This is a genomic window from Paenibacillus hemerocallicola (genome assembly GCF_006265175.1).
GTDB classification, from domain to species: Bacteria; Bacillota; Bacilli; order Paenibacillales; family NBRC-103111; genus Paenibacillus_AB; species Paenibacillus_AB hemerocallicola.
This window is the reverse complement of the sequence record NZ_VDCQ01000070.1, coordinates 1-24395: the sequence shown is the minus strand read 5'-3', so window position 1 is coordinate 24395 and position 24395 is coordinate 1. Positions and strand designations below refer to the sequence as shown.

The window sequence follows — 24395 nt, the reverse complement described above, 5'->3', positions numbered from 1 at the left end:
ATAGCCCCATTTTCCTTGGTGCGGTCATGCTCCCTCTCGCCGTAATACGTTTTCCGACCACCCCTTTCACTGTGCGCCCCAGCCCGGTTATCCTTTGACGGAACCGACGAGAACGCCCTTGACGAAATATTTTTGCAGGAACGGATAGACGAGCAGGATCGGCAATGTCGCCAAAATGATCGAGGCCGCCTGGATCGCCTGCGGCGATACGTTCATGGCCGCATCGACGTTGACTTCGCCTCCCGCCCTGAGGAATACGTCGCTCGAAGAAACGAACAGTTCCTTCAAATACAGCTGCAGCGGCTTCAGGTGGGCCGAGTTGATATAAATCAGGGAAGCGAAATAGTCGTTCCAGAACTGTACCGCGAAAAACAGTCCGATCGTAGCCAATACCGGGAGCGACAACGGCAGCATGATTCTCCACAGGATCGTCATATTGCTCGCTCCGTCCAGCTTCGCCGACTCCTCCAGCGATTCCGGCAAACTTTCGAAATAGTTTTTGATGATAAGCATGTTATATACGCTGACCATCGCCGGAATAAAGAGCACCGGCAGCTTGTCGATCAAGTGCAGCTGTTGCATGAGCAAGTAGGTCGGAATCAAGCCGCCGCTGAACAGCATCGTGAAAATGTACATCAATATAAACCATTTGCGTCCGCGCAGCCGCGGCTTCGAGAGCGGATAGGCCGCCAGCGTCGTCATAAACAGCGCGAGCAGCGTCCCGCACACCGTAACGATAAGCGAAACTTTGAAGGCGTTCAGAAACATCGAGTTTTGAACGACATATTTGTACGTCCCCAGCTGGAAGTCGACCGGCAATACCGTAACGCTGCCCGATATGACGGCGGCTTCGCTGCTTAGCGACTTGGCGATCAAGTTCAGAAACGGAAAGATCGTAGTAATGGCCAGCAAGATGAAAAACGTATAGTTGAATACGGTAAATATTTTCTCGCCTACGGATGATTGGATTCCGCGGGATTTTACTTTTCCGGTTGTCAACGCATTTTCAGCACTCATAGCAAATCCCCCTTCCCTGGTACGTCACCAGATACCCCGCTGCAGGAATTTCCGGCTCAAGGCGTTGCCCGTCATGATCAGGATGAAGCCCACTACCGAATCGAACAAGCCGACGGCCGTCGAGAAGCTGTAGTCCTGGTCTCCCAAGCCGATCCGGTATACGTAAGTGCCGATAACGTCGGAGACGTTGTAGACGCTCGGGTTGTACATGACGAGAATTTGCTCGGTTCCGGCTTCCAAAATGTTGCCGAGACGAAGAATGAACATGAGCAAAATAATCGGGACAAGACCGGGAAGCGTCACGTGCACCATTTGCTTCCATCTGTTCGCTCCGTCTATTTTGGCCGCCTCGTACAATTGCGGGTCGATGCTCGTCAAGGCCGCCAAATATACGATCGTGCTCCAGCCCGTTTCCTTCCAGCCCGCCGAAGAAATCAGCACCGAGCGGAATATTTCGCTGTCGAGGAAAAATCGGATCGGTTCTCCTCCGAGCGCGACGATGATTTTGTTGACGAGACCGCCATTCGTGGAGAGCAAGTCGATGAACAGACCGCTTACGATAACCCACGACAGAAAGTGGGGCAAATAAATGACCGTTTGGACGCCCTTCTTGAACGCCAGGTTTTTCAGCTCGTTCAGCAAAACGGCCACAATAATGGGCAGCGGAAACAAAAAGACGATTTTGTATAACGAAATAATCAACGTGTTCTGGAACACGTGCAGGAAGCTGTCATTGGCAAAAAGCTTCTCGAAATGCTTCAATCCGACCCATGGGCTTGCAGCCAAGCCGTCGAATATGTTGAAGTCCTTGAATGCGATCACAATTCCGTACATCGGCGTGTATTTGAACAGCAGCAGGAATGCGATTCCGGGAATTAGCGCCACATACAAATCCCAGTCTTTGCGAATGTCCGACCATAACGTCCGGAAGTACATATTCCGGTTTTTCGCTACGGGTGCCGATAATTCGGTCGTTGCCGGCTTCATCTTGTTGTCCCCCTTCTCGATCGATCGGTACCGGCTGTATCCGGAAGCGCGTCCCGTCGGTCATTATGTCATGCTACAAGCATAACAAACGGCATCCTTATCTGTACCGGACTACTTTTACGTGTTTTGGTACTTTCGTGACAAGGTCTGTGCGCCTAATGGCAGGGGTTGTCCGGTTCGACATGACGGTTCGGTCCGACCGCGCATCCCCTGGCTCTCCGGCAAAATGCGCTCCTCCTTTATCGTTCGCAAAAAGCCCGGAACGAACCGTCCCGGGCTTGCTGCAGCTTTATGCGTTCGACCTGGCTCGACATTCCCGCGCCTTATACGTATGGAGGGGACCATGCCTTTTTGCGCCATCCGAGATTGGTGTCGACGACCTGCAAATCGCGGTTCAACCGGACGACTACCCCGAACGGCAGCTTGCGGTCATACCAGAAACGAACCTCGCTCCAGACGACCTCATAACCGTCCAGCCGTTCGGTCCAAGACACATGGACCCGCTGGGCAAAGGCGAGAAACGCCCGAACCCCATCGGTCGCCATCGTCGCCTGAACGACTTCGTTCTTTTCCTGCTTCGCGTATTGCTGCTCGACCGTAATGTCGCCGAATACGATTTTCCCGGTATAGAAGCTGCTCTCCGTCTCCACGACAAAGCTCCATTTATACCCGATCACATCCGGCAATACGTGATAAATGCCTTCAACGCCCATAAACCGTTTTACTTGTCGCAGCAAAATGCAATGATGCCCGGCACGCAGCCCTATATATCCGAAGCTTAGGGCGTACACCCATGAAAAAACAGCAGCCGGATCGTACCCCATTGCCAGCCATAACACTAAGCCGAAAGCGTGAACGACGAACAAAAACGGTTCGAATATAGTCAATATGTCCAAATGAAGCCACTTCTTGTGAACGGGCCGCATGCACTGGACCCCATATACGTTCAACAGATCGAGGAACACATGGAGCACGGTCGCAATGAAGCTCCATAGGTACAGATGAAGCCACCCGCCCGCGGATGGATAGGCGAAGTAGAGCAGCGATGAAAGGAGGGCCGGCCAAATGAATAAAGCCGGAATCGAATGCGTAATGCCCCGGTGATAGCGAATGTAGAAGGAGAAGCCCCTCAACCGGAAGACGGAATCAAAATCGGGTGCATTCGAGCCTACTATCGTGCCGATCAAAACCGCCTGGGCCAGATCCGGATTATGCGCCACCGCCGGATCCAAATAAGCGAGGCCCGCAAGCGTCAGTCCCATTGTCAAATGACTGCCAGTATCCATGGTCATCATTCTCCTATTCTTAGGCTGTTATCGACTTTCCGTCTTTGCGGCATATTTTGTTGTTCGCTTTCATTGTAGCGATGAAGATCAACGCAAAATCCGAATGATGTTAAGAATTCGTAAGTTCATCAATTCGCAACATTCCGCTAATACTCGGTTAAACATTCGTCTCTACAATGAAAACAACCGAATTTATTGGAGGTGCTGAGATGATTGTATTTGACGTCGTTCTCCACGGACGGATTCAAGAAACATTGCGCCCTGTCAACCAGAGGCATCGGGAAATTTATTGGTTTATCGTGGATCGAATCCCGTCGCTGAAGCAGAAATACGGCCTCGACATGACGATTTGCCGCAGAGTGGTCCAAGAGTAGCAGCTTATTCCCGAAAAATCATCCGCATGGCGCGACCGAACTTGAACGATGATTGAGGAGGGATTTCATGCGCATTGCCCTGTTCTCCGATACCTATTACCCCCAAGTCAACGGTGTGGCGTTAACCCTGAACAGACTGGTTCGGCATTTGGAGCACCGCCGGGTGCCTCATCGCGTATTCGTCCCGAAAATCGCGGACGACGATTTGTTCCGCAGCAACATCCACAGCTTCTCCAGCATCCCCTTGTTCTTCTACCCGGAATGCCGCATCGCGCTGCCCAACTATTTATCGATCCGAAGCGAGCTTCGCCGGTTCCGTCCCGATCTCATCCATATGGCGTCCCCCTTCAATATGGGCGTGTGCGGTCTCCATTACGGCAGAAAATACGGGGTTCCGCACATCGCCTCCTATCATACCCACTTCGACCGGTATCTCGATTACTACCATCTGAAATTCGCGTCCCCTTTGCTGTGGCGCTATATGCGCTGGTTTCACGAGTCGTGCCTGACCACGCTCGCCCCTTCGCGGGAAACGATGGAGCAGTTGATCGGGCAAGGCATACGGAGAGTCGGCCTATGGCAGCGCGGCGTAGACTGCCATCTGTTCGATCCGGGCAAACAGACCGGCTCCGTCCGGGAAAAATACGGAATCCGCGAACGTTATATTTTTCTGTACGTCGGACGTTTCGCTCCCGAGAAGGATATCGATATATTGCTGAGCATCATGGCGGGATTGCCGGAATCGCTGCGGGACAACGTTCATTGGCTGCTCGTAGGCAGCGGACCTCTTCTCAACGATTTGCGTCTGCAAGCTCCCGCAAATGCGACGTTTACCGGTTATTTAAGCGGCGAGCCTTTGGCGGAGGCGTATGCCGCCGCCGACCTGTTCGTCTTCCCGTCCAGTACGGAGACGTTCGGCAACGTCGTGCTGGAATCGTTCGCCTCGGGTACTCCCGTGATCGGAGCACGGGCCGGCGGCGTCAAAGAGCTTGTCGGGGACGGCAAGACCGGCTGGCTGTGTCCTCCTCGCGATGGGGAAGCTTTCGTTCATACGATCGCCCGGGTCATGCAAAATCCTTCGCTTCTGGATACGGCAGGCAGCCAAGCGAGAGCCTATGCCTTATGCCAGTCGTGGGATGCGATCTTCGACGGTCTTATCGAACGGTACGGACAGCTTGCGGGATCCGGGAACAATCCCAAAGATCAGTCGCATTCCGCGTAATCATGGAGGGGGAAGAAACCTGTGAAAATAACGGTAATCGGCTCGGGGTATGTCGGCGTGGTAGCCGGGGCTTGCCTTGCTTCCTTGGGACATGAGGTGATATGCGCGGACAGCGACAGCGAAAAAATCGGACTATTGGCTTCTGGGAAATTGCCCATATTCGAAGAGGGGCTAGAGCCGCTTCTTAAGAAGGCGTTGGCCGACGGCCGCATTCGATTTACGAACGAGCTGGACTGGTCGATCGGGCAATCGGATATTTTGTATATCACCGTGGGTACTCCGTCGCGTTCCGACGGAGAGGCCGACTTGACCGCCTTATGGTCGGTCGTCAACGTCAATCGCATCGCCCATTCCGCCCGGGGCAGGAAGCTGCTCGTCGTCAAAAGCACCGTGCCGGTCGGCACATGCGACAGCGTGGAGCAACTGCTGCGGGACCATGCAGCCCGCTGCCGGATCGTCGATGTCGTCCACAATCCGGAGTTTCTTCGGCAAGGCAGCGCCGTACCGGACTTCCTGCGTCCCGACCGCATCGTTGTCGGTTGCAATACGGAAGAAGCTCGCCTCGCGATGAAGGAGCTGCACGCGGGCATCCCGGCTTCGATCCAATACTGCGACAGACGCAGCGCGGAATTGATCAAATACGCTTCGAACGCCTTTCTTGCGATGAAAATATCATTCGTCAATATGATCGCCAACCTGAGCGACAAGCTTGACATCGATGTCGACGAAGTAGCGGAAGGAATCGGCTCGGACCGCAGAATCGGCCCCCTCTTCCTGCAGAGCGGCATCGGCTACGGCGGCTCCTGCTTTCCCAAAGACATGAAAGCTTTGCAGACTTTGGGCCAGTCCGTCGGCTGCGAGCTCCCTCTGATCGATGCGGCCGAACGGGTCAACGCCGCGCAGCCTCACGTCATCCTGGATAAATTGAAATCCGCGCTCTCCACGCTTCGCGGCGCCCGCATCGCTCTATTGGGCCTCGCCTTCAAATCGATGACGGACGATATTCGCGAGGCTCCCTCGCTGGTCGTCAGCCGGCTGCTTGCGGCGGAAGGGGCGATCCTCAACGCTTACGATCCGATGGTCCGACGGTATCCGATCCGTGAAGTCGCCGTTCATGACGATATGTACTTGGCCATCCGAGCCTGCGATGCTATCGTGCTGCTGACCGAATGGGACGAATTCCGGCTTCTCGATTGGCGGAAAGTGCGGGAAACGGTTCGTGCCGGTCTGATCGTCGACGGCCGGAACATGCTGGCCTTGGACGGGATGAAGGCCGTCGCCGAGGCGTACGGCCTGACATACTTGTCTGTCGGTCGGCCGGCGGTCGTGAACGTCGCGATCGGCCCAGCCGACCCGGGAACGTTCAACCGGTTGTCGGCGCGTCTTTGACGAAACATTCTTTTGCGCAGCTGTTCTGGCGGTGCGCGTCAGTTTTCTATTGCAGCAGCAAAAATAGCGGAACGTACGTACGCTATTTCTCCGAATCTCGCTCTCGACGGAGCGATAACGGAAAAAAAATCCGTTATTCCACTGTTTCGGCCACCTTTCTGCTCAACAATCGGATATAACGGAACGCTGTTCCGCTATTTTCGGAAATATTGCGGAGATCGGGAGCATAACGGAAAACCGTTCCGCTATACTCGGAGTCACAAGCGAATAGAAGCGCTTTGCAGAAATGCATTGAAGAAGCCCTCATCGTCAGTGAGGGCTTCCAACGCAATTTATTTGCAAGCGATCCGGAACCATGCGCTAGGCGCTTCGCCCATTCGCACAGAAGGTGTCACGGTCTTACTTCGCCTGGCGTCATACCCCAATATTTGCGGAATACGCGTGTGAAATAGCTGCCGTCATGATAGCCGACCATGCTGGCCGCTTCGCTGATTTTGGCGCCGTCGAGCAGTGCCGCCTTGGCGCGCTCCATCTTGCGCTCGATCACGTAGGCGGAGAACGACTTGCCCGTTTCCTGCTTGAACAATCGGCTTAAATAGGACGAATTGACGTACAGGCGGTCGGCTACCTGATGCAGCGATATTTCCTGATCCATCTCTTCCTCGACGATTCCGAGCAGCTGCTTCACGATCTGGTGGCTGACGGACATGCGCTGCTTCTGCACGTATATCGCCGCCCGCCGGACGACCCGGATCAGCATGGCGTGGATTTGTTCCTTATGCCCGAGCGCCTGCGGATTGAGGAAATGCGCGAAATCGTCGCCGGTCAGCTCCTTGAACGGCCAGCCTTGCTTCTGCATGATCCGGATGAGCAGCGCGCCGAAAAACATGACATTTTCCTGGACGTCATCCACCGACTCCGCCGTCATGATGCCGCTCATCGCCCACAGCTGCTCGAGCGTTTCCGCCGCCTTGGCCTCGTCGCCGGTCTGCAGGGCGATTTCCAGCGTCTTCTCCAGATTCGCGTCCGCCGGCAGCACCGGCTTGTTGCCCGGCTCCTCGCGAAACGGGATCGCGATGTTCCCGCCGTATACGATCCGGTTCTGAAGCGCGCGAACCGCCTGCCGGTAAAGCTCCGGAACCTCTTCGCGGCTTCCGGTCGTACGGCAAATGCCGCCGCTCGCGGTAAGCTTCAAGCATTCCTTGACCGTGGACAGCAGCCGGGCCACATCCGTATTCACCTGGAGCATGACCGCATCCGCGTCTTTATCAAAGGCGGCCTTGAAAATAAGCGCCGTCGGCCCCCCGGGATCGGAGCATACCCAGAAGCCGGGCATCGCTTCCTTGGCGATACCGCCGAGCGCGAACTGCAGCACGGGCATATCCTGCGAAGAAAATCTCGTCTCCTGCTCCGGCACGGGGTCCATATCGACGGCGACTACCGCATACCGGGCTTCCCGCTCCAGCTCGAGCTGCACGTCCAGGCTCCGTTGCGTGATTTCCCATTCCACGAACTTGCCGTTCAGCCAGTTGACGAAAAAGTTGTTCTGCAGGTTCGGCAAATTGTGCCGCCACTTCTCCTGCAGCACATCCTGGCTGTGCTTGAGCTCAAGCTCGCGCCGTAGCTGCTCGGCCGCGTTCAGCACCGCCTCCATAATGTCCGCATCGCCGGCCGGCTTCAGCAAATATTTGTACACGCCGAACTCGAGCGCTTTTTGCGCATACGTAAAATTGTCGTGACCGCTCAGGATGATCGTCTTCGTCATCGTGCCCTGCTCTTGGACCTTCTTCGCTACGGTCAGCCCGTCGACCCCGGGGATTTGAATATCGAGCAGCAGCAGATCGGGCTTCTTGCGTTCGATCAGCTCGAGCGCATCGAGTCCGTTGTGGGCCATGCCTACAATTTCGATGCCGTGCTGCTCCCAAGGGAGATTGTTGACCAGACTGTAACACAGCCGGATTTCATCTTCCACGATGAGCAAGTTCATACGGACCCTCCCGCCTCCTTCTCGTTGTCGGTATCCGCCCGTTCGGGCGAAAGCTGAAGCATTTCCTTGCACCGGTCGAGCGGTAGACGCACCGTAACGGACGTTCCCTCTCCCTCCCGGCTATCGATTTCCATCCGCGACCGTTTGCCGTATACCATCCGGACGCGGGACGCCACGTTGCGCAGACCGTACAAATCTTTGGCGTTTTCCCAAGGCGGGAGCGACAGTCCCGGCTTGTCCGGAGCGAATACCCGCTCAAGCTCCCCGCTAATATAGCGGAGACGGTCCTGCGGCATGCCGACTCCGTTATCCGTTACCGTCATATGCACGAAGCCGTCCTCCAGACGGGCTCGGACAATCAGCTCGCCTCCGCGGTCCCGCTGCTCCAAGCCATGGAGAATGGCGTTTTCGACGAGCGGCTGCAGCAGCAGCTTCATGATCGGGATCGTCTTGCTCTCCTCCTGAATGTCGTAGGCTACCGAAAACTTGTCCAAAAATCGGAGCTGCTGCACCCGCACATAGTAGTGCAGATGCGCCACGGTCTCTTCGACCGTGAACGTATCGGTTCCTTTATTCAGACTAAGCCGGAAAAAGCGGGACAAGTTCAGCACCATCTCGCTGATTTCGTCCGCCTCGTAGTTTTTGGCGGCCCAATAAATCGAGTCCAGCGTATTGTACAGAAAGTGCGGATTGATCTGCGTCTGCAAAAACTTCAGTTCCGTGACGGCAAGCCGGAGCTGCTGCTCGTAGCCGTGCTCGATCAGCTGCTTCTGATCAAGGATCATCTGGTTGAACGATTGGGTCAAATAGCCGAACTCGTCCTGCCGGTCGTTTTCCAGCTTCACATTGAAATTGCCGCTGCCCGCCCGCTTCATCCCCTGCATCAGCTTCTGCACGGGAGACGCGATACCGCTGTATACCGCCCACGAAATCCATAGCGCCAGCAGCACGCTGATGCCGATAATGACATACGTATAGAGCTGCATCTGCTCGGACTTCGCGTATACTTCCTTGCGCGGCTGCATGAGGAGGAGGGACCATTTGTAATATTTCGAATTGACCTGCACCGTAAACATGTCTTCGTCGGCCATTCGGGCGGACAATTGCTCTGCGGTCGCATCGTCCGAGCCGGTAATGATTTTCCTGTTGTCGTTCATCAAATAAATTTGCGCATTTTCCGACGGGAGCAACGAATGAATCAAATTAAGCAGCTTCGCTTTGCTCAGCGTGACCGCGAGCAAGTTCGGCTGCCGCAGCGGATTGTTCAGATCCATCACGCGAACGAGCGAGATGCCGTCGGCTCCGATCAGATCGCCGAACGTCTTGCCTTCCGGCGTCGGCTCCTCGGACATTGTGTACACGATGCCGCTGCCGCTGAAACGGGCCATTTGCGCCAGCCAGTCCTGCTGGGCGGGATTCGTCACCCGCTTGCTGCCGTTCGTCGTCGACAAGAGCACGCCCGAGGGCGAATGATAGATCGAAACTTGCGAGATCATATGGTTAATCGAGGTTATGCTGGACAATTGCTTCAGCAGGTCCAGAAAATTGAGCACCGCCTGCGGGGAAAGCCCCGGTCCGGACTTCTCCAGCAGTCGGAGCATATTGCTGTCCGTGGCGATGACCGTGGAAATTTCCTCGACGTTCTGCAGCGTCAAATCGATATAGTCCATCGAGGAGGAGAGCGCCGTTCTCGTCCGCTCGGTCGTCTGCTCGACCAGCAAATCCTGCGATCGGAACGTCGAGAACAAACTGACCGCGACTAACGGCAGCAAAATGAACAAAAAATAAATCGTTAACCTTAGCTGGATGTTTTGATGATAAAGCCGGGTGAACCAGCGAAGCAGGCGTATCTTCAAAACCCCCGTTTCTGTTCAAAATGCCGATCGCGAACCGAACGCCCGATCACTCGACGCTTATTTGGAGGTCGAAGCATACCACTGGTTCACCTCTTTAGTGATTTCATCCAGTCCCTCCGATTTCCATCGGGCGACATTGTCCTCGAATGCGTCGAGCGGCGTGACGCCGACGATCATCTCGATAAACGAATCCTGCATCGACGTTGTCAGCTTGGACATGTATTGACCCATTGACGTCGTCGGCAGACCGGTAAATTTGTTTGAAATCAAGTTGCCCTCGATCCGCTTCAAATTATCGTACAAATGAAACTGCTCGCCGATCGAGTCCAGCCGCTGCTTATCCATCTCCGGCTCGACCACGTCGACTAGCGCGGTATAAATGCCCCGGTACAAATGCTTGTTATGCTCGGAAAAATCGGTGACCATCTTGCCGTTCTTCATCGACCATACCTGATTCTCGAACCCGAGCTTCAAATCGCGATGGCCTTCTCCGGCAATAAAATTGAGCAGCTTGACGACATTCGCCGCATTCGGGCTGCTCTCGGGAACGACGCCGTAGCCGCGAACGAGATTGGCGGCGTATACCCCTTTATATCCTTGCGGCCCTGTCGGATATTCGAGCGGAATCCATTCCGCCTTCGGATCTCGCTGCTTGTTCTGCTCGATCGGCCCCCGTGTATCGTACCATGTCGCCGAGAACAGCCCGACTTTGCCGGATACGATTTTATCGTAATATAAATTTTGAATGCGGTTCAGCGGGAAATCGGGATCAATCAAATTTTCCTCATACAGCCTGCGCAGGAAGGCGATCGCCTCTTTCGCCTGCGGCGTAGTATTCGCGTAGACAAGCCTGCCGTCCTGCTCGAGCCATTGGTTGAGCTGGATGCCGAACGCGCCGAATAGCGGAGCCGTCCGCCCCAAATTTTCCGTCACAAGCAACCCGATCGTATCGTGCTTGCCGTTGCCGTCCGGGTCCTGGGTGGCGAATGCTTTTATGACCACGTAATACTCGTCAAGCGTCTTGGGCGGCTTAAGACCGAGCCGGTCCAGCCAATCTTTCCGCACATACATCAGCTCGATGCCCTTCACTTCATTCATGCTCGGGATCGCATAAATACGGCCGTTGAACGTTACCTGGTCCCACGCCTTCTGCGGTATTTTCTCCTTCAGCGCCGGCCCGTACTTCGCGATTTCTTCGTCCAGCGGCCTCAGCTTGCCTTGGTGGACGTAGTTCGCGAGCCACACCTTGTTACCCGTGTACAGCATATCCGGCAAACTGCTGGACGTCATCATGATGTTCAGCTTCTCCTCGTAGCTTTCGATCGGAGGAAGAAATACGTTGATGTCCAGATTCGTGCTCTTCTCGATATAATCCAAGTACGGGTTTTTGTTTTCGTTCATTCCCGCTGGAAAAGTCATCCCTAAACCACTAATAACAATGGAAATTTTCTCCTTCTCGCCGTTCGGACTCCCCCCCTGCTCCCCCTTTGATGAAAAGAGCGACCAGACGATGGCGGCAATAGCAACGGCACCCGCTGCCGCTGCAACCGATGCGATGAGCCTTCTCTTTTTTATTTTCCCCATGCGCCAATTCCTTTCCTCCGAAACGAATGAGGCGGATAACCGTCCGCGAGCCCCCTGTAAACGTTCGCAAACGCTTTCAGCTTTTGCCCTTTATTTTATCACTTTGCCGGTAAAAAAGAAACTTGGGCACCCTTCCCAATCGCTTCATTAAATGTCATCGCGATGCCAAGACGAAGTGCTGCAGCCGCGACAGCCACCCTTAGATCGACGACCGCAAAACTGGTATAATGAAAAAAAGAAAACGAGGTGAACCCTGTTGGCAAAATCGAGAAGACCCGCACCTTCGGCCCCAGCCTCCTCCGACAAGCCGGCTACGCTGAAAGATTTGCTGAATCCCGCCGTCGTGGAGAAGCTGAAGGCGACCGGCGACGAGTTGAAGGCGGCCGAGGAAAAACGCAAGGAAGACATCCGCAAGCGCGAGGAAGAAGCGCGCAAAGCCGAGCAGAAGCGGCTCGATAACGATTTCGGCCATTTGCTCGAGAAGAGCGGGATGGACTGGCGCAAGTTCAAGTGAATCCGCAAATAGCGGAAATCTATTCCTCTAACTCGGATATTTCCCGATATTTCCCGAGAATAAAGGAACGGTGTTCCGTTATCGCCTCCATCTGCGCCTGAACCGCAAACAAAGAGGGCGTGTAACGGAACTCCGTTCCTTTATAATCTCATAGTCACTCCAGATCGAGCCAATAACGAACCGTAGTTCCGTTATGTCCGCTTCCTTAACCTGTCCCCTCAGCCTTGCCCGACGCTCTCGATCGTCCGTCTGATGCAATTGAAAATCCGGTCGTGTCCTTGCTGCGTAAAGTGGATGGCGTCGAAAAACCAGCCGGATATATCCGTACCGGACCGCCACTCCGCTTCGATCTCCCGCTCGGCGTCGGCCAGCGGGAGATTGCGGGATACCGTGAGCTCCCGGATCGTATCGCTGTACTGGTCGAACGTCGCGGGAAACGCTTCGTCTGCAACCGGGTTTTTCCAGCCATACGTTTGTCCCGATATCGTGGACAACGGTCCCGACGTCCAGAGCAGGCAGGCGCTGCCGATCGCCTTCGTCTCGTCCAATATCCGCTCCATGCTGGCCCGATACTCGCCGAGCGGTATCGGTCTTTTCCAATCGTTGATGCCGAAGTTCAGCAGCAGCACATCCGGCCGCAGCTCGGCGACCCTTTCGCCGAACGCATCCAGCCCTTGGATGCTGGTCCAGCCTCCCTTGCCGCGATTATGGACGACCGCATTCGGATTGATGCTCTGCAAATGCTTTCTCAACTGCAGCACCCAGGAACCGTGAATCAGCTCCGCATCCAGCCCCGCCTCTCTCGCCTCGTACCATCCATCGGCCACGCTGCCGTACGTCCAACTGTCTCCGTACGCTACGACCGTTACCGGCTCCCCGTTCATCAGCTTGCTTTTCCAATCGGCTGAGTTCATATGGCTTCGCCCCTTCCACTCCCGCTATGCAATCGGGTTCCGCTCTTATTATAGGACACAATTCGCGGGCATTCCGGAAGTTTCGTCAATTTTCACACCATCTTCTCATCTACAAACGCGCCCCGAATGCCATAAGAGTTGACGGTAAGGAATGCCGAAGCTCGCTGGCCCCAGAAGGCCGGAACCATAATTCGTAAACACAAACACCCCTCGGACTTCGGAGTAACATCTCTCCGATGACCAAGGGGTGCGCTTATTACGGGTATTCCTTATTACTTCAAGCTTGTCTTCGCCGCGCGCTCATAAGCCGTTTTGTAGGTGTCCATCACCTTTTGCAGGCCGAGCTTCTTCGCTTCGTCGACGTATTTGTCCCAATCGTTCAAGCTTTTCTCTCCCAGAATGAACTTCGTGATGCTTTCCTCGCGGTGCTTGTCGATGGCCAGTCCCGATGTGGAAATGATCTCCTGCTCCTTCTCGTTAAAGCTTGCTCTCGCCCGGAATACGTCGTCGTATTTGCGGGCTTCCGGATAAGCGGCTTGGAGCTCCGGCGAGGCGAGCGACAGGTGGGCGTCAAAGTCGATCCACGTATATACGCCGTTCGTGGCCAGACCGGTCTTTTTGCGCATATCCGATACGTCCACGAATTTGTCCTTGATGAGCTGCTTCTTGCCGTTCGTTACCGTATACGTCTCGCCTTCCTTGCCCCAGCTGGCGACGTTGCGGCCATCATCGGAGTAGTAGAAGTCGATGTATTTCATGACGCCTTTAATGTTTTTCGACTTGGAGGATACGGTCAGACCGGATTCCACGAACTGCGTATAGGCGCTCAATTGCTTGCCGCCGGGCAGACCGGCCGGAGGAGCCATGAAAGCCATATTGAAATTCGGATTGTCTTTGCGCAGAGCCAGGTTGAAGAAATCGATCCGGCTAATGTAGTCGAACGTCACGAAGGAACGGTTCGTCGACATGATGTCTTGCCATTGCTTCGTATCCATCGTCAGCCAGTCCGGCGGAATAAGCCCTTCCTTGTAAAACTTGTTCAAGTATTCGACTATTTTTTTGTAATTATCGCTGATCGGACCGTACTTCAGCTCGTTGTTCTCATAGTAGTATCCTTCATTCGTGGAAAAGTTGGCCGACAGGTTCTTCATCATGTTAAGCGAAGCGCCCGAACGGAATGCGAGCGGGTAACTGTTGGGATACAGCTCCTTCAGCTTCTTCAATACGGTGTACAGCTCGTCGTACGTTTTCGGCGCCGTCAGTCCGTGCTGCTTGAATACGTCATCCCGGACCAGCCAGATCATCCGGTTCGTCTCGCCGAAGCCTTCGTTCGGAAATTTATACATTTTGCCGTCGGCGGCAATCGCCGATTTGGATATTTCCGGATATTTATCCATCCACTTTTTGAAATTCGGCATCTCGTTCACATAGTCGAGAATGTTGACGAGGGCGCCTTGCTGGCCGAATTTGTTGGCCGTCTGGTCGCTCAGCATGAACATCATGTCGGGCATATTGCCGGATGCGATCGCGAGGTTGACCGCTTCGTCCAGCTTGCCGGACGGCACCTGCATATCGATCGTGACGCCGGTCTTCTCTTCGAGCAGCTTCCAGATGAGCCAATCTTTGTTGTACGGCCAGCTGGGATGCGACTCGGTCAGCATGGAGAACGTTTGCTTGACCGGAGCGTTGGAGGTGGACGGCGTTCCCGCGTCACCCGTCGTTTCTGTTTTGGACCCCGAGCAGCCTGCGACAATGGCGAGGGACAGCCCGACTGCCGTCGTAATCGACAACCCTTTTCTCATGTTCATCTCTCCTCTTGTTCATTATACCCCACCTGAACGGGAACAACCTTTGTATGAGTCAGCCCTTGACCGCCCCGATCATAGCTCCTTTGACGAAATGCTTCTGGAGCATCGGGTACAGCAAGAGAATGGGGACCGTGGATACGATAATGGTGGCGAATTTCAAAGACTCCTCGACGATCATATTGTCTCCGCCGACGCTAGTTACATCGCCGGAGTTGACTTGCCCGGCCAGCACGATGTTGCGGAGAATAACCTGCAGCGGGAACAAGTCCGGGTCCCGCAAGTACAGCAGCGGATAATAAAAGTTGTTCCACAAAGCTACGGCATAGAACAAGCCGATAGTGGCGAACACCGCCTTGGACAGCGGAGCTACGATGCGGAAAAAGATGCCCAGATCGGTCAGGCCGTCCATCTTGCCCGACTCCTCCACCTCCACCGGAACGCCGGAGAAGAACGTCCGCATAATGAGCAGGTTCCATGTACTGACCGCGCCGGGCAGCACCATCGCCCATATCGTATCCATAAGCCCCATCCCTTTCACGACGAGAAAGGTGGGGATCATGCCGCCGCTGAAAAACATCGTGAAGATGACCATAAGCGTAAAGCCTTTACTGAACAGCATCTCTTTCTTGGACAGCGCATAGGCGCCGAGAGAAGTGACCAGCAGCGCGATCGCGGTACCGAGCGTCACATAAATAATCGTGTTGACATAGCCGGTCGCGATGCGCGGGTCCTTCAGCACGAGCTTGTACATATCGAGGTTCCAGCCTTTCGGCCATATCGATATTTCGCCCTTCATCACATAGATGTCCTTGCTGAGCGAAACGGCCAGCATATGGAGGAACGGGTACAGCGTCGCGACGACTACGAACAGCAGGAAGATGACATTGAAGACGGTGAACAGACTGAATCGTTTTTTCATGCGGGGCTTCCCCTTCCTACCACAGGCTCGTTTCGCTTACCTTGCGGCTGATATAGTTCGTCGTAAGAATGAAGATCAGGCTGACGACGCCGGTGAACAAGTCGATTGCGGACGCGTAGCTGAAATTGCCTTCCATCAGGCCCACCCGATATACGTAGGTGCTTATAATATCGGCGGTCTCGTAAGTAGCGGGATTATAGAGCAGGAACACCTTCTCGAAGCCGATCTCGAGCACCTTCCCGACGTTCAGAATGAGCAGGATGACAATAGCCGGCGCGATGCCAGGAAGCGTGACGTGAACGAGCTTCTTCCATCGGCTCGCCCCGTCGATTTCGGCCGCTTCGTACAGCATCGGATCGATCGCGGTAAGCGCTGCCAAATAGATGATCGTTTCCCAGCCGATATGCTGCCATATTTCCGATACGACATAGATGGAGCGGAACAGCCCCGGCTTGACCATGAAGTTGATCGGCTCGAAGCCGAACCACTCGATAATATGGTTGATCGTGCCCGTGCTCGGAGACAGGAACATGACGACCATGCTGGCCACGACGACGTTCGAGATGAAATGCGGCAAATAGCTGACCGTCTGCACGAACCTCTTGAACACCTGATTTTTCAATTCGTTCAGCAGCAGCGCCAGAATGAGGGGAGCCGGAAAGCCGAACAGCAGCTTGTAGAAGCCGAGCAATATCGTATTGCGCAGCAGCTTGAAAAAGTCGGGATTTTCAAAAAACATCCGGTAATATTTCAGTCCGACCCAGCTGCTTTCCCATATGCCTTTATACAGGTTGTAGTTTTTGAACGAGATGACGATCCCGAACATCGGCAAATATTTGAATAAGACGAAGTAGATGAAGCATGGCAGAAACATGAGCAGCAAATATTTGCTTTTCCTGAATTTGTTCGCGAATCCGCGTCTGACGACGGGATTCGAATCCGCCGCCGTCGCAAGCGCGGACTGTGCGGTTCCCGATCGAGCCAAACGATCGCCCCCTTACCTATGCCTATTTTTGTATGCGTTTTCTTTCTCGCGTCGTCCCGCATCGGTTCGCGTCGACTTCGCTTGTGGGACTCATCTTACCAACCGGAACCGGCCGCGCCTATGGCCAATTCTTTAAACGGTCTACGGATGTACGGAAATCCATAGAATTGCGTATTGGTTAAAGAAGTGAATATGTGGGAAAGGCCCGGTCGGGGTTCAAACGCGGGAAGTCAAATGATATAATGAACTCCACTACTTCATCCGGAAGGGGAGCGTGCGAGTATGGGGAAACTGGAACAGCTGCGTCAAAATGCCAATTCTCTATTCTTCAAGCTGTTGACCAGCTTCATGGCGATTATCGTCCTGCTCATCTCCTTCAACTTTTTGTCGTATACGTTTTTCCGCAACAATGTGACGAACGAAATATTGCGCTATAACAAGCTTAACCTCGACAAGACGGTGAACGATTACGAGAAGCATATGACGCTCATCCGTAACGTAGCGTTCAGCCTGTACTTCAGCTCCGAGGTCGAGCTGCTGAAAATAAGCTCGCCGCGAATCCATTATGACGTAGCCAGCCAAATCCGCACCAATATCCGCAATACGATCGGCAACGACAACCTTTATTTGAACAACCTTGTCTTATACTTTCGCGAAACCGGTTTCATTATAGAAAGAGACGGGACGAGCCAAGCGGAAACGATGTTCTCGAAATATTACAAGAGTGATCTGTACGACTACGAATTTTGGAAAAATGAATTCAACCAATCTTACACATACACAGCTTACCCGTCTTCCGCCTTTGTCGATATGTCCTGGGAAAACGCCCCAGCGTCGAAAGGCCAGATGATCCCGTTCGTCATCAAGGACAATTCCAACTCCAAGCTGCTCATCATAGCGATGCTGGACGCGGGGAAAATGTTCGGCGCGTTTCACCAATCGATCAACCGGAATTTCATCGTGATGAACGAACAGGGCCAGACGATGTTTTCGTCGGTCGATACGGAGCAGACTATAACGCTGGAGGAGCTTCCGGGGCAAGAAGGCCATTTGAAAATCGGTACCGATTATTACTTTTACTCGAAAAATGCGGGCAGCGGCTTGACCTACATCAATATCGTGCCGAATGCCGGCATTTCCTCGCAAATCGTCCGTTTGAACGTCATATTGGGGTCGCTGCTCGTGGTGGCCGTCGTCATCAGCATCGGCACGTCCGTGCTGTTCAGCATCCGGATGAACAATCCGCTGAAAAAAATCGTGCAGTCGATCCAGGAGCTGAACGCGGGGCCATCGTCTTCCAGACGGAGATCGGAAATCAAGGAATTCGCCATCATCGGCGACCGGCTGAGCGACCTTCTCCGGACGAACCGGGTCATTCACGAGGATTTGCGGCAAAAAAATTCGCAGCTTAAATATTACGCCTACACGAACAAGCTGAAGATGATCCGCACCGGCGGACTGGACTGGAAAGAGCCGGACGTTTCCAACAAACCGTTCGTTCTCACCGTGTTCAACATCACGTTCCGTAGACGGTATTACGAGAATATGGAGACGGATTCGGACTTTGCGGCCTATTTCCTCAAGGAATACATCTCGACCGCCCTTGCGGATAAGTACGCGGAGTCCACCGTGTTCCAGATCGAGAAAAACCAAATTCTCGCCCTTGTTTTTCCGAAGGAGGGCGAGCCTCCGGTTATCGAGACCTTGGATCGGATGAAGGAGATTTTCGACCGCGACAAGCATTACTGCTTCTTGACCATTGCCACAAGCCCGCAATATACGGACTCGTCCCAATTCACCGAAGCTTACGAGCGCGCGCTGGCCAAGCTGAAGTTCCGGCCGCTCGGCGAGGAGACGCAAATCGTGACGGAAATGGGCGAGCCAGCCGCCTACCACGCACTGACGCTTATGGAGGAGCAAGAATTCCACGCCAACCTGCAGGCGGGCAATGGCCAGGCGGTCGTGCATCAGGTTATCCGGATCATGTCGGCGATGCACAAGAAGCAGGCCGCTGCCGGCGAGTTCGCGGACTTCTCCCGGGACCTTCTGAGCAAAGTCTTACGGACGCTGACCGCTCTCCAATTGGACGGACGCATGCGCAAAGACGACGATTCCCCGCAGGAGCTGCTCGCGGACTGCCATACGCTGGAGCAGTACGAGACGTTCTGGAGCGAATTTTTGGGCGAGGCGGCCGGCTGGATCAAGCAAAAGAAAGAAGCCCGCGATCCGATCACGAGCTTCGTCTTCGATTATTTGGACCATCATTACGGCGAGGAGCTGTCGCTGGAGATGCTGGCCGACAAGCTGAACATTACGGGAGCCTATTTGTCGACTTATTTCAAAGAAAAGACGGGAATGAATTTCAGCGATTACTTGAACGGCATGCGGGTCAACATCGCCAAAGACATGCTGCAAAACTCGAGCATGAAAATACAGGACGTAGCCGTGCGGGTCGGCTACCATAACGTGAACTCGTTCATCCGCATGTTCAAACGGTATGCCGGACTGCCGCCCGGCGAATTCCGCAAAACGTCTCAGCAGGGCGGATAAGCGGGATCGACTTGGCCTCGTACCGAAAGGGATGCATACAGCCCCGGCTTCCGGCACATCTTATCCATATGTTGACCGGACCGCCGGAAACTGCAATATGGTCGAGCGTTTGCTCCCATTCACCCTTTTTCGGAAAGGCACGGTCCCTAATGCCCGCAAACGAGTCGGAACGTTCCAAAAAACGGGATCTGATCGCGATTGCATCCGTCCCGCTAATTATGACGCTGGGAAACTCCATGTTCATTCCGGTGCTTCCGGTCATCCAGGGGAAGCTCGGCTTGACACAGCTGCAGACAAGCTTCATTATTACCGCTTATGCCATTACGGCCATTCTGCTCATTCCGCCGGCCGGGATGCTCTCGGACCGTTTCGGACGCAAAAAAGTGATGATCCCCAGCCTTATCGTGACGGCAATCGGCGGACTCGTCTGCGGTTTCGCCGCTTTGTTCTCCGCCGGAGCGGCCTATACGCTCATTCTGCTGGGCCGCCTCGTGCAAGGGATCGGGGCGGCAGGCGCATTCCCGATCGTCCTGCCGCTCGTAGGCGACTTGTTCCGGGACGAGAAGGACGTGAGCAAAGGACTCGGCCTCGTGGAAACGGCCAATACGTTCGGCAAAGTGCTGAGCCCGGTGCTGGGCTCCGCGCTGGCCGCCTGGGCCTGGTACGTTCCGTTCTTCTCTATTCCGGTTCTGTGCGCCCTCTCCATCGGCCTGCTCCTCTTGCTGCTCAAGGTACCGAAGCCGCAACAGGATGAGCCGTCGCCCGGCTTCAAGGCAATGCTGAGCCCTGTCCTTCGCGTGCTGAGGGAGAAACAGCGTTGGCTTCTGCCCGTCTTCGCCTCCGGCGGCATTTTGATGTTCGTACTGTTCGGCTTTCTGTTCCACCTTTCCTCGATGCTCGAGGACCGTTTCGGAATTCACGGGATCGCGAAAGGCTGGCTGCTGGCCATTCCGCTGCTTTTCCTGTGCTCCGCCTCCTATATGACCGGCAAACTGGTCGGCCGGAATAAGACCGTCATGAAATGGCTCTCCGCCGCCGGTCTCGCATCCGGCGCAGCGGTGATGTTGGCCGTAGCCTGGATCGTACCGTCTTCCGTATTCGGATGGCTGTCCCTGCTCTCCGTCGCAGGGGCCGGCTTCGGCATCGCCCTGCCTGTTATGGATGCGCTTCTCACCGAAGGCATCGCCAAGAAGCAGCGCGGAGCGGTAACATCCTTGTACAGCAGCATGAGATTTATCGGCGTAGCAGCCGGGCCTCCGGCTACCGCGCTGCTGGCAAAAGGCGGTCACGGGGCCGTCTTCTATTCATACGCCTCGCTATGCGCCGCCGCCATGTGCATCACGCTCATTTGGATCCGGCCCGGAAATAGCCAAGGACCGATATCCGGTCTTGGCGATCATTTGGAAATCACATTCGAGATTTCCAACAAATTGCCGTCCAAATCCCGGATGTAGACGGACATGATCGGACCGGTCGCTCCCGTTCCGGCCGGATAATATTCATGCCGACATCCTCCTTCGCTTCCTTGTCCTTTATTTTAACAAAATCATGCTTCGGCCATCGGCGAATATGGTACAATCGAGCTTAAACCAATAAGCGGAAACATCGATTAGCCGGGAGGGACCTGTCATGAGCTTGGTTGTAGACGTACGCAACGTCACATGGAAGCGCGAGGACAAAATCGTGCTGCAAAATATGAACTGGCAAGTCGATTCGGGTGAGCATTGGGCCATTCTGGGCTTGAACGGCTCGGGTAAAACGACACTGCTCAATATGATTACCGGCTATATTTGGCCGACCGAAGGCCAAGTGAGCGTGCTCGGCCACGAGTACGGCACCGTCGACCTGCGCGAGCTGCGCAAATCGATCGGCTGGGTCAGCTCTTCGCTGCAGGAACGGCTTCATATGAACGACCGGACCCAGCACGTCGTCTTGAGCGGCAAGCATGCCACGATCGGATTATACGACAAGCCCGACGATGGGGACCTGGAGCGGGCGCAGTCGCTTATGAAGCAGTTGGGCGTATCCCATCTGTACGACCGGCACTACCATTCCTGCTCGCAGGGCGAGAAGCAGAAGGTGCTGATCGCAAGGGCGCTCATGGCGTCGCCGAAGCTGCTCATTCTGGACGAGCCGTGCAACGGATTGGACGTGTTCTCTCGAGAGCAGCTGCTCTCGAGCATTCAGAACCTCGTAGCGCAGCCCGATGCGCCGAACTTGATTTACGTAACCCATCATATCGAGGAAATTATTCCGGCCTTCACGAAAGCGCTGCTAGTCCGATCCGGTCAAATATACCGCTCCGGCCCGACGCAGGAGGTGCTGACGGGTCCCTATCTGACCGATTTTTTCCAAGCCCCCGTCGAAGTGGAATGGCGGTACGACCGGGCTTGGCTACGGGTGGTTTCGTAGAAAAGACACAGCAGGGCAAGCCGGCTTGACGCACGGTTCGGTCCTGCTGCACCCTGTCTTGCCATCCAACCTTGTTATTCTTTCAATCAGACGATCGCACTGGTGACGACGGCGCCCGCATCCGTGACCGTAATCGCGTACCGGCTTCCGGACGGGGACTTCCGTAGGAAATGCCCATCCCCCATTCCCCGGTCGTCCCCGAATGCTCGTTGCGCTCGCCGATGATCGTACCGCCTTGTACGGTAACGCGGGTTCGATTCAGGACGGTAATGACGCTGTATTTCTCCGAAGAGTTTGAAATCGCTTTCAATATTGCGCCGGCGACAAGCGCAGATCGGTATAGCTTTTCGGCCGAAGCTCGATCAACGCGTCGATCCGATACTCGCCTTCCGGAATCCATACGGTTCCTCCGGACGGAACCGCATCCAGCGCCGCCTGAATAGCCGCCGTATCGTCGGTCATCCCGTTCCCGACCGCCCCGAACCACCGGACATCCAACGTCCCGTTATAGAGCAGCCGCTTGATTCGCATGCCGGATACTGAAACAAGAACGGTACCTGTATTATCGGCCGAGAGCAGATCGTCCGCGTCGGGATAAAACCATCCTTCCCGCATCGGATCGCCAATCCAATATACTTGGTCCGGACTCGGAGCCGGGTCGGCTCGAAGCTCCGCAATGGTGGTGACCGTACAGCAGCATTCTCCGCCCGCCGAGCCGCCGTACACGGCGGCATGAACGGGAAAAGCTCCGGCTCCAAATGCTTCATCGACGAAGGAGCGGCCCCATAAGGCCGCGGTTCCGGCAATTCCCATTGATGCGAGCAGTTTTCTCCGGCTCATCGTCGCCGCTTGCCGAATTTCGTTGGTTTCGGCTCCTTCATTCTCCACGCGGGTAGTCCTCTCCATACGCAAACCTCCCTAATCGTAGAACTGACAAGCATCATTGCTCGGGCTCGACACGTCTTGCCGATTGTCTGGATATCAGGCTTGCCGTCACCGCCTCCTCTACGAATGAACCCGCCTCGTCTTCATCGCGTTCGGCCGTTATAATATCCCACGCTTTTACGGCCAGCTCCCGGATCGAGGGACCGATCGTCGTAAAGGCGATCTCGTACGTTTCCATTTCCGGCGTGTCGTCGTAAACGACGATGGACATGTCTTTCGAAACGGTCACGCCCATTTGCCGCAACACCCGCATCAGCCGGAACAGGCAGTGCTGGGAATCGACGACGATGGCGGTAGGACGTTTGACGTTGGAGAGCAAATTCGCGACGTCGCTCTCGAAGGAATCGCCGTAATAATCGAGGAAATAGTCGGAGCTGTATTCGGCTCTGCATTCGGCCACTCCCTGCATGAAGCCGTACAGCTTCTCCATGTTGATCTTTCCTCCGGCATAGGCAATCCTGCGGTGCCCCAGCTCGGTCAGATGACGGACCGCTTGAACGAACGCCCCTTGCCTGTCGATGGAAAGCCAATGAGTCCCTTCCAGCTTCGGACCGCCCATCGTCAGCACCTCCCCTTGAAAGCGCTCAATTTCGGTCGTAAAGGATGCGGGCATAGTCGGATAGACGCTCCATAACAGGACATGGTCGACTGCGAATTGATTGAAAGCGCGCATCGCTTCAACCGGTTCGTCCATAATTTGCACAATCCGGTATCCCCGCTTGGCGCCTTCCTTTTGCAGCTGGATATTCAGATTGTAGAAAAACAGTCCTTCCTTCGTCGGCCAAATGAGTCCGACGAAATCGTTTTTTGCCGTACCAGCTTCCTCGCGGCCAAATTCGGCACATAGTTCATTTGTCGGGCAATCGCATGAATTTTTTCCCTCATCGCGGCACTCACGCGGGGATCGTCGCGCAATGCCCTGGAAACGGTCGAATGATTGACGCTTGCGGCTCTGGCGATATCTTTAATCGTGATCATGATGGAAATCCCCTCCAGCTTCCTGATAACAAACGTGTGCATAAAAATACAATAGTTTTTTTGTATTGATTCCACACGGATCTTTTTTGATGCCGGGCAACCGCAATCGTCGGCTTATACGCCGACACCCCGCAGGCAAACCGATCAGGGTCAGGCCATGCAATGATCGTATCGGCCGGGATTCAAATGGGGGCAGCTGTCACATCGGGCAATTCAATATCTTCAAGCGACGAACGGATAATACGATTTATCGCGAATGGTATTGTGCAAGACGATGCTTTCCACAGCCGTTTCAAAATAATTTTAAATCTCCTTGTTGCGCGGATTGTTTGCAGTTTTGCCGTTAATGGAGTGTTAAAGGCATTGCGCACACGTTTGTATTAATCAATTCATTGAATTCGGAGGAGGAAGGCACTCGGGAGCTCCGCATAGGATACACTGCCCTCTTCTTGTACTTGCTTTCTCGGGTTGACACCGTCATGCAACGCTGTTGCTCATCGGATTTCATCGGTCCGTGTTCTAAATAAGGTTGGTTTCAGCACTATCCGCGCCGTTTTCCCACTTCGTGCCGACTATAGTGCTGATTTCAACCTTATTACCTTCAGCGAGCCCGATTTCGGCCGGATCTCATCGGTCCGTGCCCTAAATAAGGTTGGTTTCAGCACTAT

20 protein-coding genes are annotated in these 24395 nt (G+C 54.6%); 7 read left to right on the top strand and 13 right to left on the bottom strand.

The genetic code is table 11. From position 1 onward, the window contains the following. Positions 1 to 87: 87 nt before the first annotated feature. From FE784_RS33510 to FE784_RS33500, 3 genes are all read right to left on the bottom strand, one after another. Entirely contained in the window at positions 88 to 1017 is a 930-nt protein-coding gene (locus FE784_RS33510; protein ID WP_139606607.1) for a carbohydrate ABC transporter permease, read from the bottom strand. Between the two features lie 24 nt (positions 1018 to 1041). After that, on the bottom strand, positions 1042 to 2004 hold the full coding sequence (locus FE784_RS33505; protein ID WP_139606606.1) for an ABC transporter permease: 963 nt from the start codon (positions 2002 to 2004) through the stop codon (positions 1042 to 1044). Between the two features lie 323 nt (positions 2005 to 2327). After that, complete coding sequence (locus FE784_RS33500) at positions 2328 to 3290, bottom strand: metal-dependent hydrolase (RefSeq protein ID WP_139606605.1); 963 nt, start codon at positions 3288 to 3290, stop codon at positions 2328 to 2330. A 209-nt stretch (positions 3291 to 3499) separates the two neighbouring features. Between FE784_RS33500 and FE784_RS41265 the strand changes: the two genes are divergently transcribed. The 3 genes from FE784_RS41265 to FE784_RS33490 all read left to right on the top strand — a co-directional run bounded on the left by FE784_RS41265 (position 3500) and on the right by FE784_RS33490 (position 6275). Further along, positions 3500 to 3664: a hypothetical protein gene (locus FE784_RS41265; RefSeq protein ID WP_176706695.1), complete on the top strand. Its 165-nt coding sequence runs from the start codon at positions 3500 to 3502 to the stop codon at positions 3662 to 3664. Positions 3665 to 3731: 67 nt separating this feature from the next. Beyond that, positions 3732 to 4886 (top strand): glycosyltransferase family 4 protein, encoded by a 1155-nt coding sequence (locus FE784_RS33495; RefSeq protein ID WP_139606604.1) that lies wholly within the window; start codon positions 3732 to 3734, stop codon positions 4884 to 4886. Positions 4887 to 4907: 21 nt separating this feature from the next. After that, on the top strand, positions 4908 to 6275 hold the full coding sequence (locus FE784_RS33490) for a UDP-glucose dehydrogenase family protein (protein WP_139606603.1): 1368 nt from the start codon (positions 4908 to 4910) through the stop codon (positions 6273 to 6275). 391 nt (positions 6276 to 6666) lie between these two features. On the opposite strand, the gene FE784_RS33485 is transcribed toward FE784_RS33490, so the two are convergent. Genes FE784_RS33485 through FE784_RS33475 form a run of 3 tightly spaced genes read right to left on the bottom strand, consistent with a single transcriptional unit; the run spans position 6667 to position 11702 of the window. Further along, positions 6667 to 8262, bottom strand: coding sequence for a response regulator transcription factor (locus tag FE784_RS33485; RefSeq protein ID WP_139606602.1), 1596 nt, complete (start codon positions 8260 to 8262; stop codon positions 6667 to 6669). Further along, a complete protein-coding gene (locus FE784_RS33480; protein ID WP_246132304.1) occupies positions 8259 to 10118 on the bottom strand; it encodes a cache domain-containing sensor histidine kinase in 1860 nt (619 codons plus the stop codon). The genes FE784_RS33485 and FE784_RS33480 overlap by 4 nt, the downstream gene beginning before the upstream one ends. 57 nt (positions 10119 to 10175) lie before the next feature. After that, positions 10176 to 11702, bottom strand: coding sequence for an extracellular solute-binding protein (locus FE784_RS33475; RefSeq protein WP_139606601.1), 1527 nt, complete (start codon positions 11700 to 11702; stop codon positions 10176 to 10178). A gap of 256 nt (positions 11703 to 11958) precedes the next feature. Here FE784_RS33475 and FE784_RS33470 point away from each other — a divergent pair, with 256 nt between their 5' ends. Continuing rightward, positions 11959 to 12216, top strand: a complete 258-nt coding sequence (locus tag FE784_RS33470) for a YqkE family protein (RefSeq protein WP_139606600.1) — start codon at positions 11959 to 11961, stop codon at positions 12214 to 12216. Positions 12217 to 12434: 218 nt separating this feature from the next. Here FE784_RS33470 and FE784_RS33465 read toward each other — a convergent pair whose 3' ends face one another. From FE784_RS33465 to FE784_RS33450, 4 genes are all read right to left on the bottom strand, one after another. Then, positions 12435 to 13130: an SGNH/GDSL hydrolase family protein gene (locus FE784_RS33465; protein WP_139606599.1), complete on the bottom strand. Its 696-nt coding sequence runs from the start codon at positions 13128 to 13130 to the stop codon at positions 12435 to 12437. Between the two features lie 272 nt (positions 13131 to 13402). Beyond that, a complete protein-coding gene (locus tag FE784_RS33460) occupies positions 13403 to 14932 on the bottom strand; it encodes an extracellular solute-binding protein (protein WP_139606598.1) in 1530 nt (509 codons plus the stop codon). 58 nt (positions 14933 to 14990) lie between these two features. Then, the gene (locus FE784_RS33455; RefSeq protein ID WP_139606597.1) at positions 14991 to 15857 is read right to left on the bottom strand and encodes a carbohydrate ABC transporter permease; all 867 of its coding nucleotides are present in this window, start codon (positions 15855 to 15857) and stop codon (positions 14991 to 14993) included. A gap of 16 nt (positions 15858 to 15873) precedes the next feature. Then, positions 15874 to 16731 (bottom strand): ABC transporter permease, encoded by an 858-nt coding sequence (locus tag FE784_RS33450; RefSeq protein ID WP_139606628.1) that lies wholly within the window; start codon positions 16729 to 16731, stop codon positions 15874 to 15876. Positions 16732 to 17124: 393 nt separating this feature from the next. Here FE784_RS33450 and FE784_RS33445 point away from each other — a divergent pair, with 393 nt between their 5' ends. The 3 genes from FE784_RS33445 (at position 17125) to FE784_RS33430 (ending at position 21804) form a co-directional block, all read left to right on the top strand. Further along, a complete protein-coding gene (locus tag FE784_RS33445) occupies positions 17125 to 19392 on the top strand; it encodes a helix-turn-helix domain-containing protein (RefSeq protein WP_139606596.1) in 2268 nt (755 codons plus the stop codon). A 149-nt stretch (positions 19393 to 19541) separates the two neighbouring features. Then, a complete protein-coding gene (locus tag FE784_RS33440) occupies positions 19542 to 20846 on the top strand; it encodes an MFS transporter (RefSeq protein WP_139606595.1) in 1305 nt (434 codons plus the stop codon). 175 nt (positions 20847 to 21021) lie between these two features. Continuing rightward, the gene (locus FE784_RS33430) at positions 21022 to 21804 is read left to right on the top strand and encodes an ABC transporter ATP-binding protein (RefSeq protein ID WP_139606594.1); all 783 of its coding nucleotides are present in this window, start codon (positions 21022 to 21024) and stop codon (positions 21802 to 21804) included. 306 nt (positions 21805 to 22110) lie between these two features. Here the strand turns inward: FE784_RS33430 and FE784_RS41670 are convergent, their stop codons facing one another. Genes FE784_RS41670 through FE784_RS33415 form a run of 3 tightly spaced genes read right to left on the bottom strand, consistent with a single transcriptional unit; the run spans position 22111 to position 23727 of the window. Further along, positions 22111 to 22710, bottom strand: a complete 600-nt coding sequence (locus FE784_RS41670; RefSeq protein WP_218103857.1) for a glycosyl hydrolase family 28-related protein — start codon at positions 22708 to 22710, stop codon at positions 22111 to 22113. A gap of 34 nt (positions 22711 to 22744) precedes the next feature. Then, on the bottom strand, positions 22745 to 23443 hold the full coding sequence (locus FE784_RS33420) for a substrate-binding domain-containing protein (RefSeq protein WP_139606593.1): 699 nt from the start codon (positions 23441 to 23443) through the stop codon (positions 22745 to 22747). A 53-nt stretch (positions 23444 to 23496) separates the two neighbouring features. Beyond that, on the bottom strand, positions 23497 to 23727 hold the full coding sequence (locus FE784_RS33415; protein ID WP_218103856.1) for a LacI family DNA-binding transcriptional regulator: 231 nt from the start codon (positions 23725 to 23727) through the stop codon (positions 23497 to 23499). Positions 23728 to 24395 lie beyond the last annotated feature (668 nt).

Excerpts from the sequence above, each read along its gene's own strand:
- FE784_RS33430 (WP_139606594.1), top strand. The coding sequence starts at position 21,022 with ATGAGCTTGGTTGTAGACGTACGCAACGTCACATGGAAGCGCGAGGAC.
- FE784_RS33465 (WP_139606599.1), bottom strand. The coding sequence starts at position 13,130 with ATGAACTCAGCCGATTGGAAAAGCAAGCTGATGAACGGGGAGCCGGTA.
- FE784_RS33495 (WP_139606604.1), top strand. The coding sequence starts at position 3,732 with ATGCGCATTGCCCTGTTCTCCGATACCTATTACCCCCAAGTCAACGGT.
- FE784_RS33450 (WP_139606628.1), bottom strand. The coding sequence starts at position 16,731 with ATGTTTCTGCCATGCTTCATCTACTTCGTCTTATTCAAATATTTGCCG.
- FE784_RS33415 (WP_218103856.1), bottom strand. The coding sequence starts at position 23,727 with ATGATCACGATTAAAGATATCGCCAGAGCCGCAAGCGTCAATCATTCG.
- FE784_RS33420 (WP_139606593.1), bottom strand. The coding sequence starts at position 23,443 with ATGGACGAACCGGTTGAAGCGATGCGCGCTTTCAATCAATTCGCAGTC.
- FE784_RS33475 (WP_139606601.1), bottom strand. The coding sequence starts at position 11,702 with ATGGGGAAAATAAAAAAGAGAAGGCTCATCGCATCGGTTGCAGCGGCA.
- FE784_RS41670 (WP_218103857.1), bottom strand. The coding sequence starts at position 22,710 with ATGGAGAGGACTACCCGCGTGGAGAATGAAGGAGCCGAAACCAACGAA.
- FE784_RS33500 (WP_139606605.1), bottom strand. The coding sequence starts at position 3,290 with ATGGATACTGGCAGTCATTTGACAATGGGACTGACGCTTGCGGGCCTC.
- FE784_RS33440 (WP_139606595.1), top strand. The coding sequence starts at position 19,542 with ATGCCCGCAAACGAGTCGGAACGTTCCAAAAAACGGGATCTGATCGCG.
- FE784_RS33510 (WP_139606607.1), bottom strand. The coding sequence starts at position 1,017 with ATGAGTGCTGAAAATGCGTTGACAACCGGAAAAGTAAAATCCCGCGGA.
- FE784_RS33485 (WP_139606602.1), bottom strand. The coding sequence starts at position 8,262 with ATGAACTTGCTCATCGTGGAAGATGAAATCCGGCTGTGTTACAGTCTG.
- FE784_RS33460 (WP_139606598.1), bottom strand. The coding sequence starts at position 14,932 with ATGAGAAAAGGGTTGTCGATTACGACGGCAGTCGGGCTGTCCCTCGCC.
- FE784_RS33445 (WP_139606596.1), top strand. The coding sequence starts at position 17,125 with ATGGGGAAACTGGAACAGCTGCGTCAAAATGCCAATTCTCTATTCTTC.
- FE784_RS33505 (WP_139606606.1), bottom strand. The coding sequence starts at position 2,004 with ATGAAGCCGGCAACGACCGAATTATCGGCACCCGTAGCGAAAAACCGG.
- FE784_RS33455 (WP_139606597.1), bottom strand. The coding sequence starts at position 15,857 with ATGAAAAAACGATTCAGTCTGTTCACCGTCTTCAATGTCATCTTCCTG.
- FE784_RS41265 (WP_176706695.1), top strand. The coding sequence starts at position 3,500 with ATGATTGTATTTGACGTCGTTCTCCACGGACGGATTCAAGAAACATTG.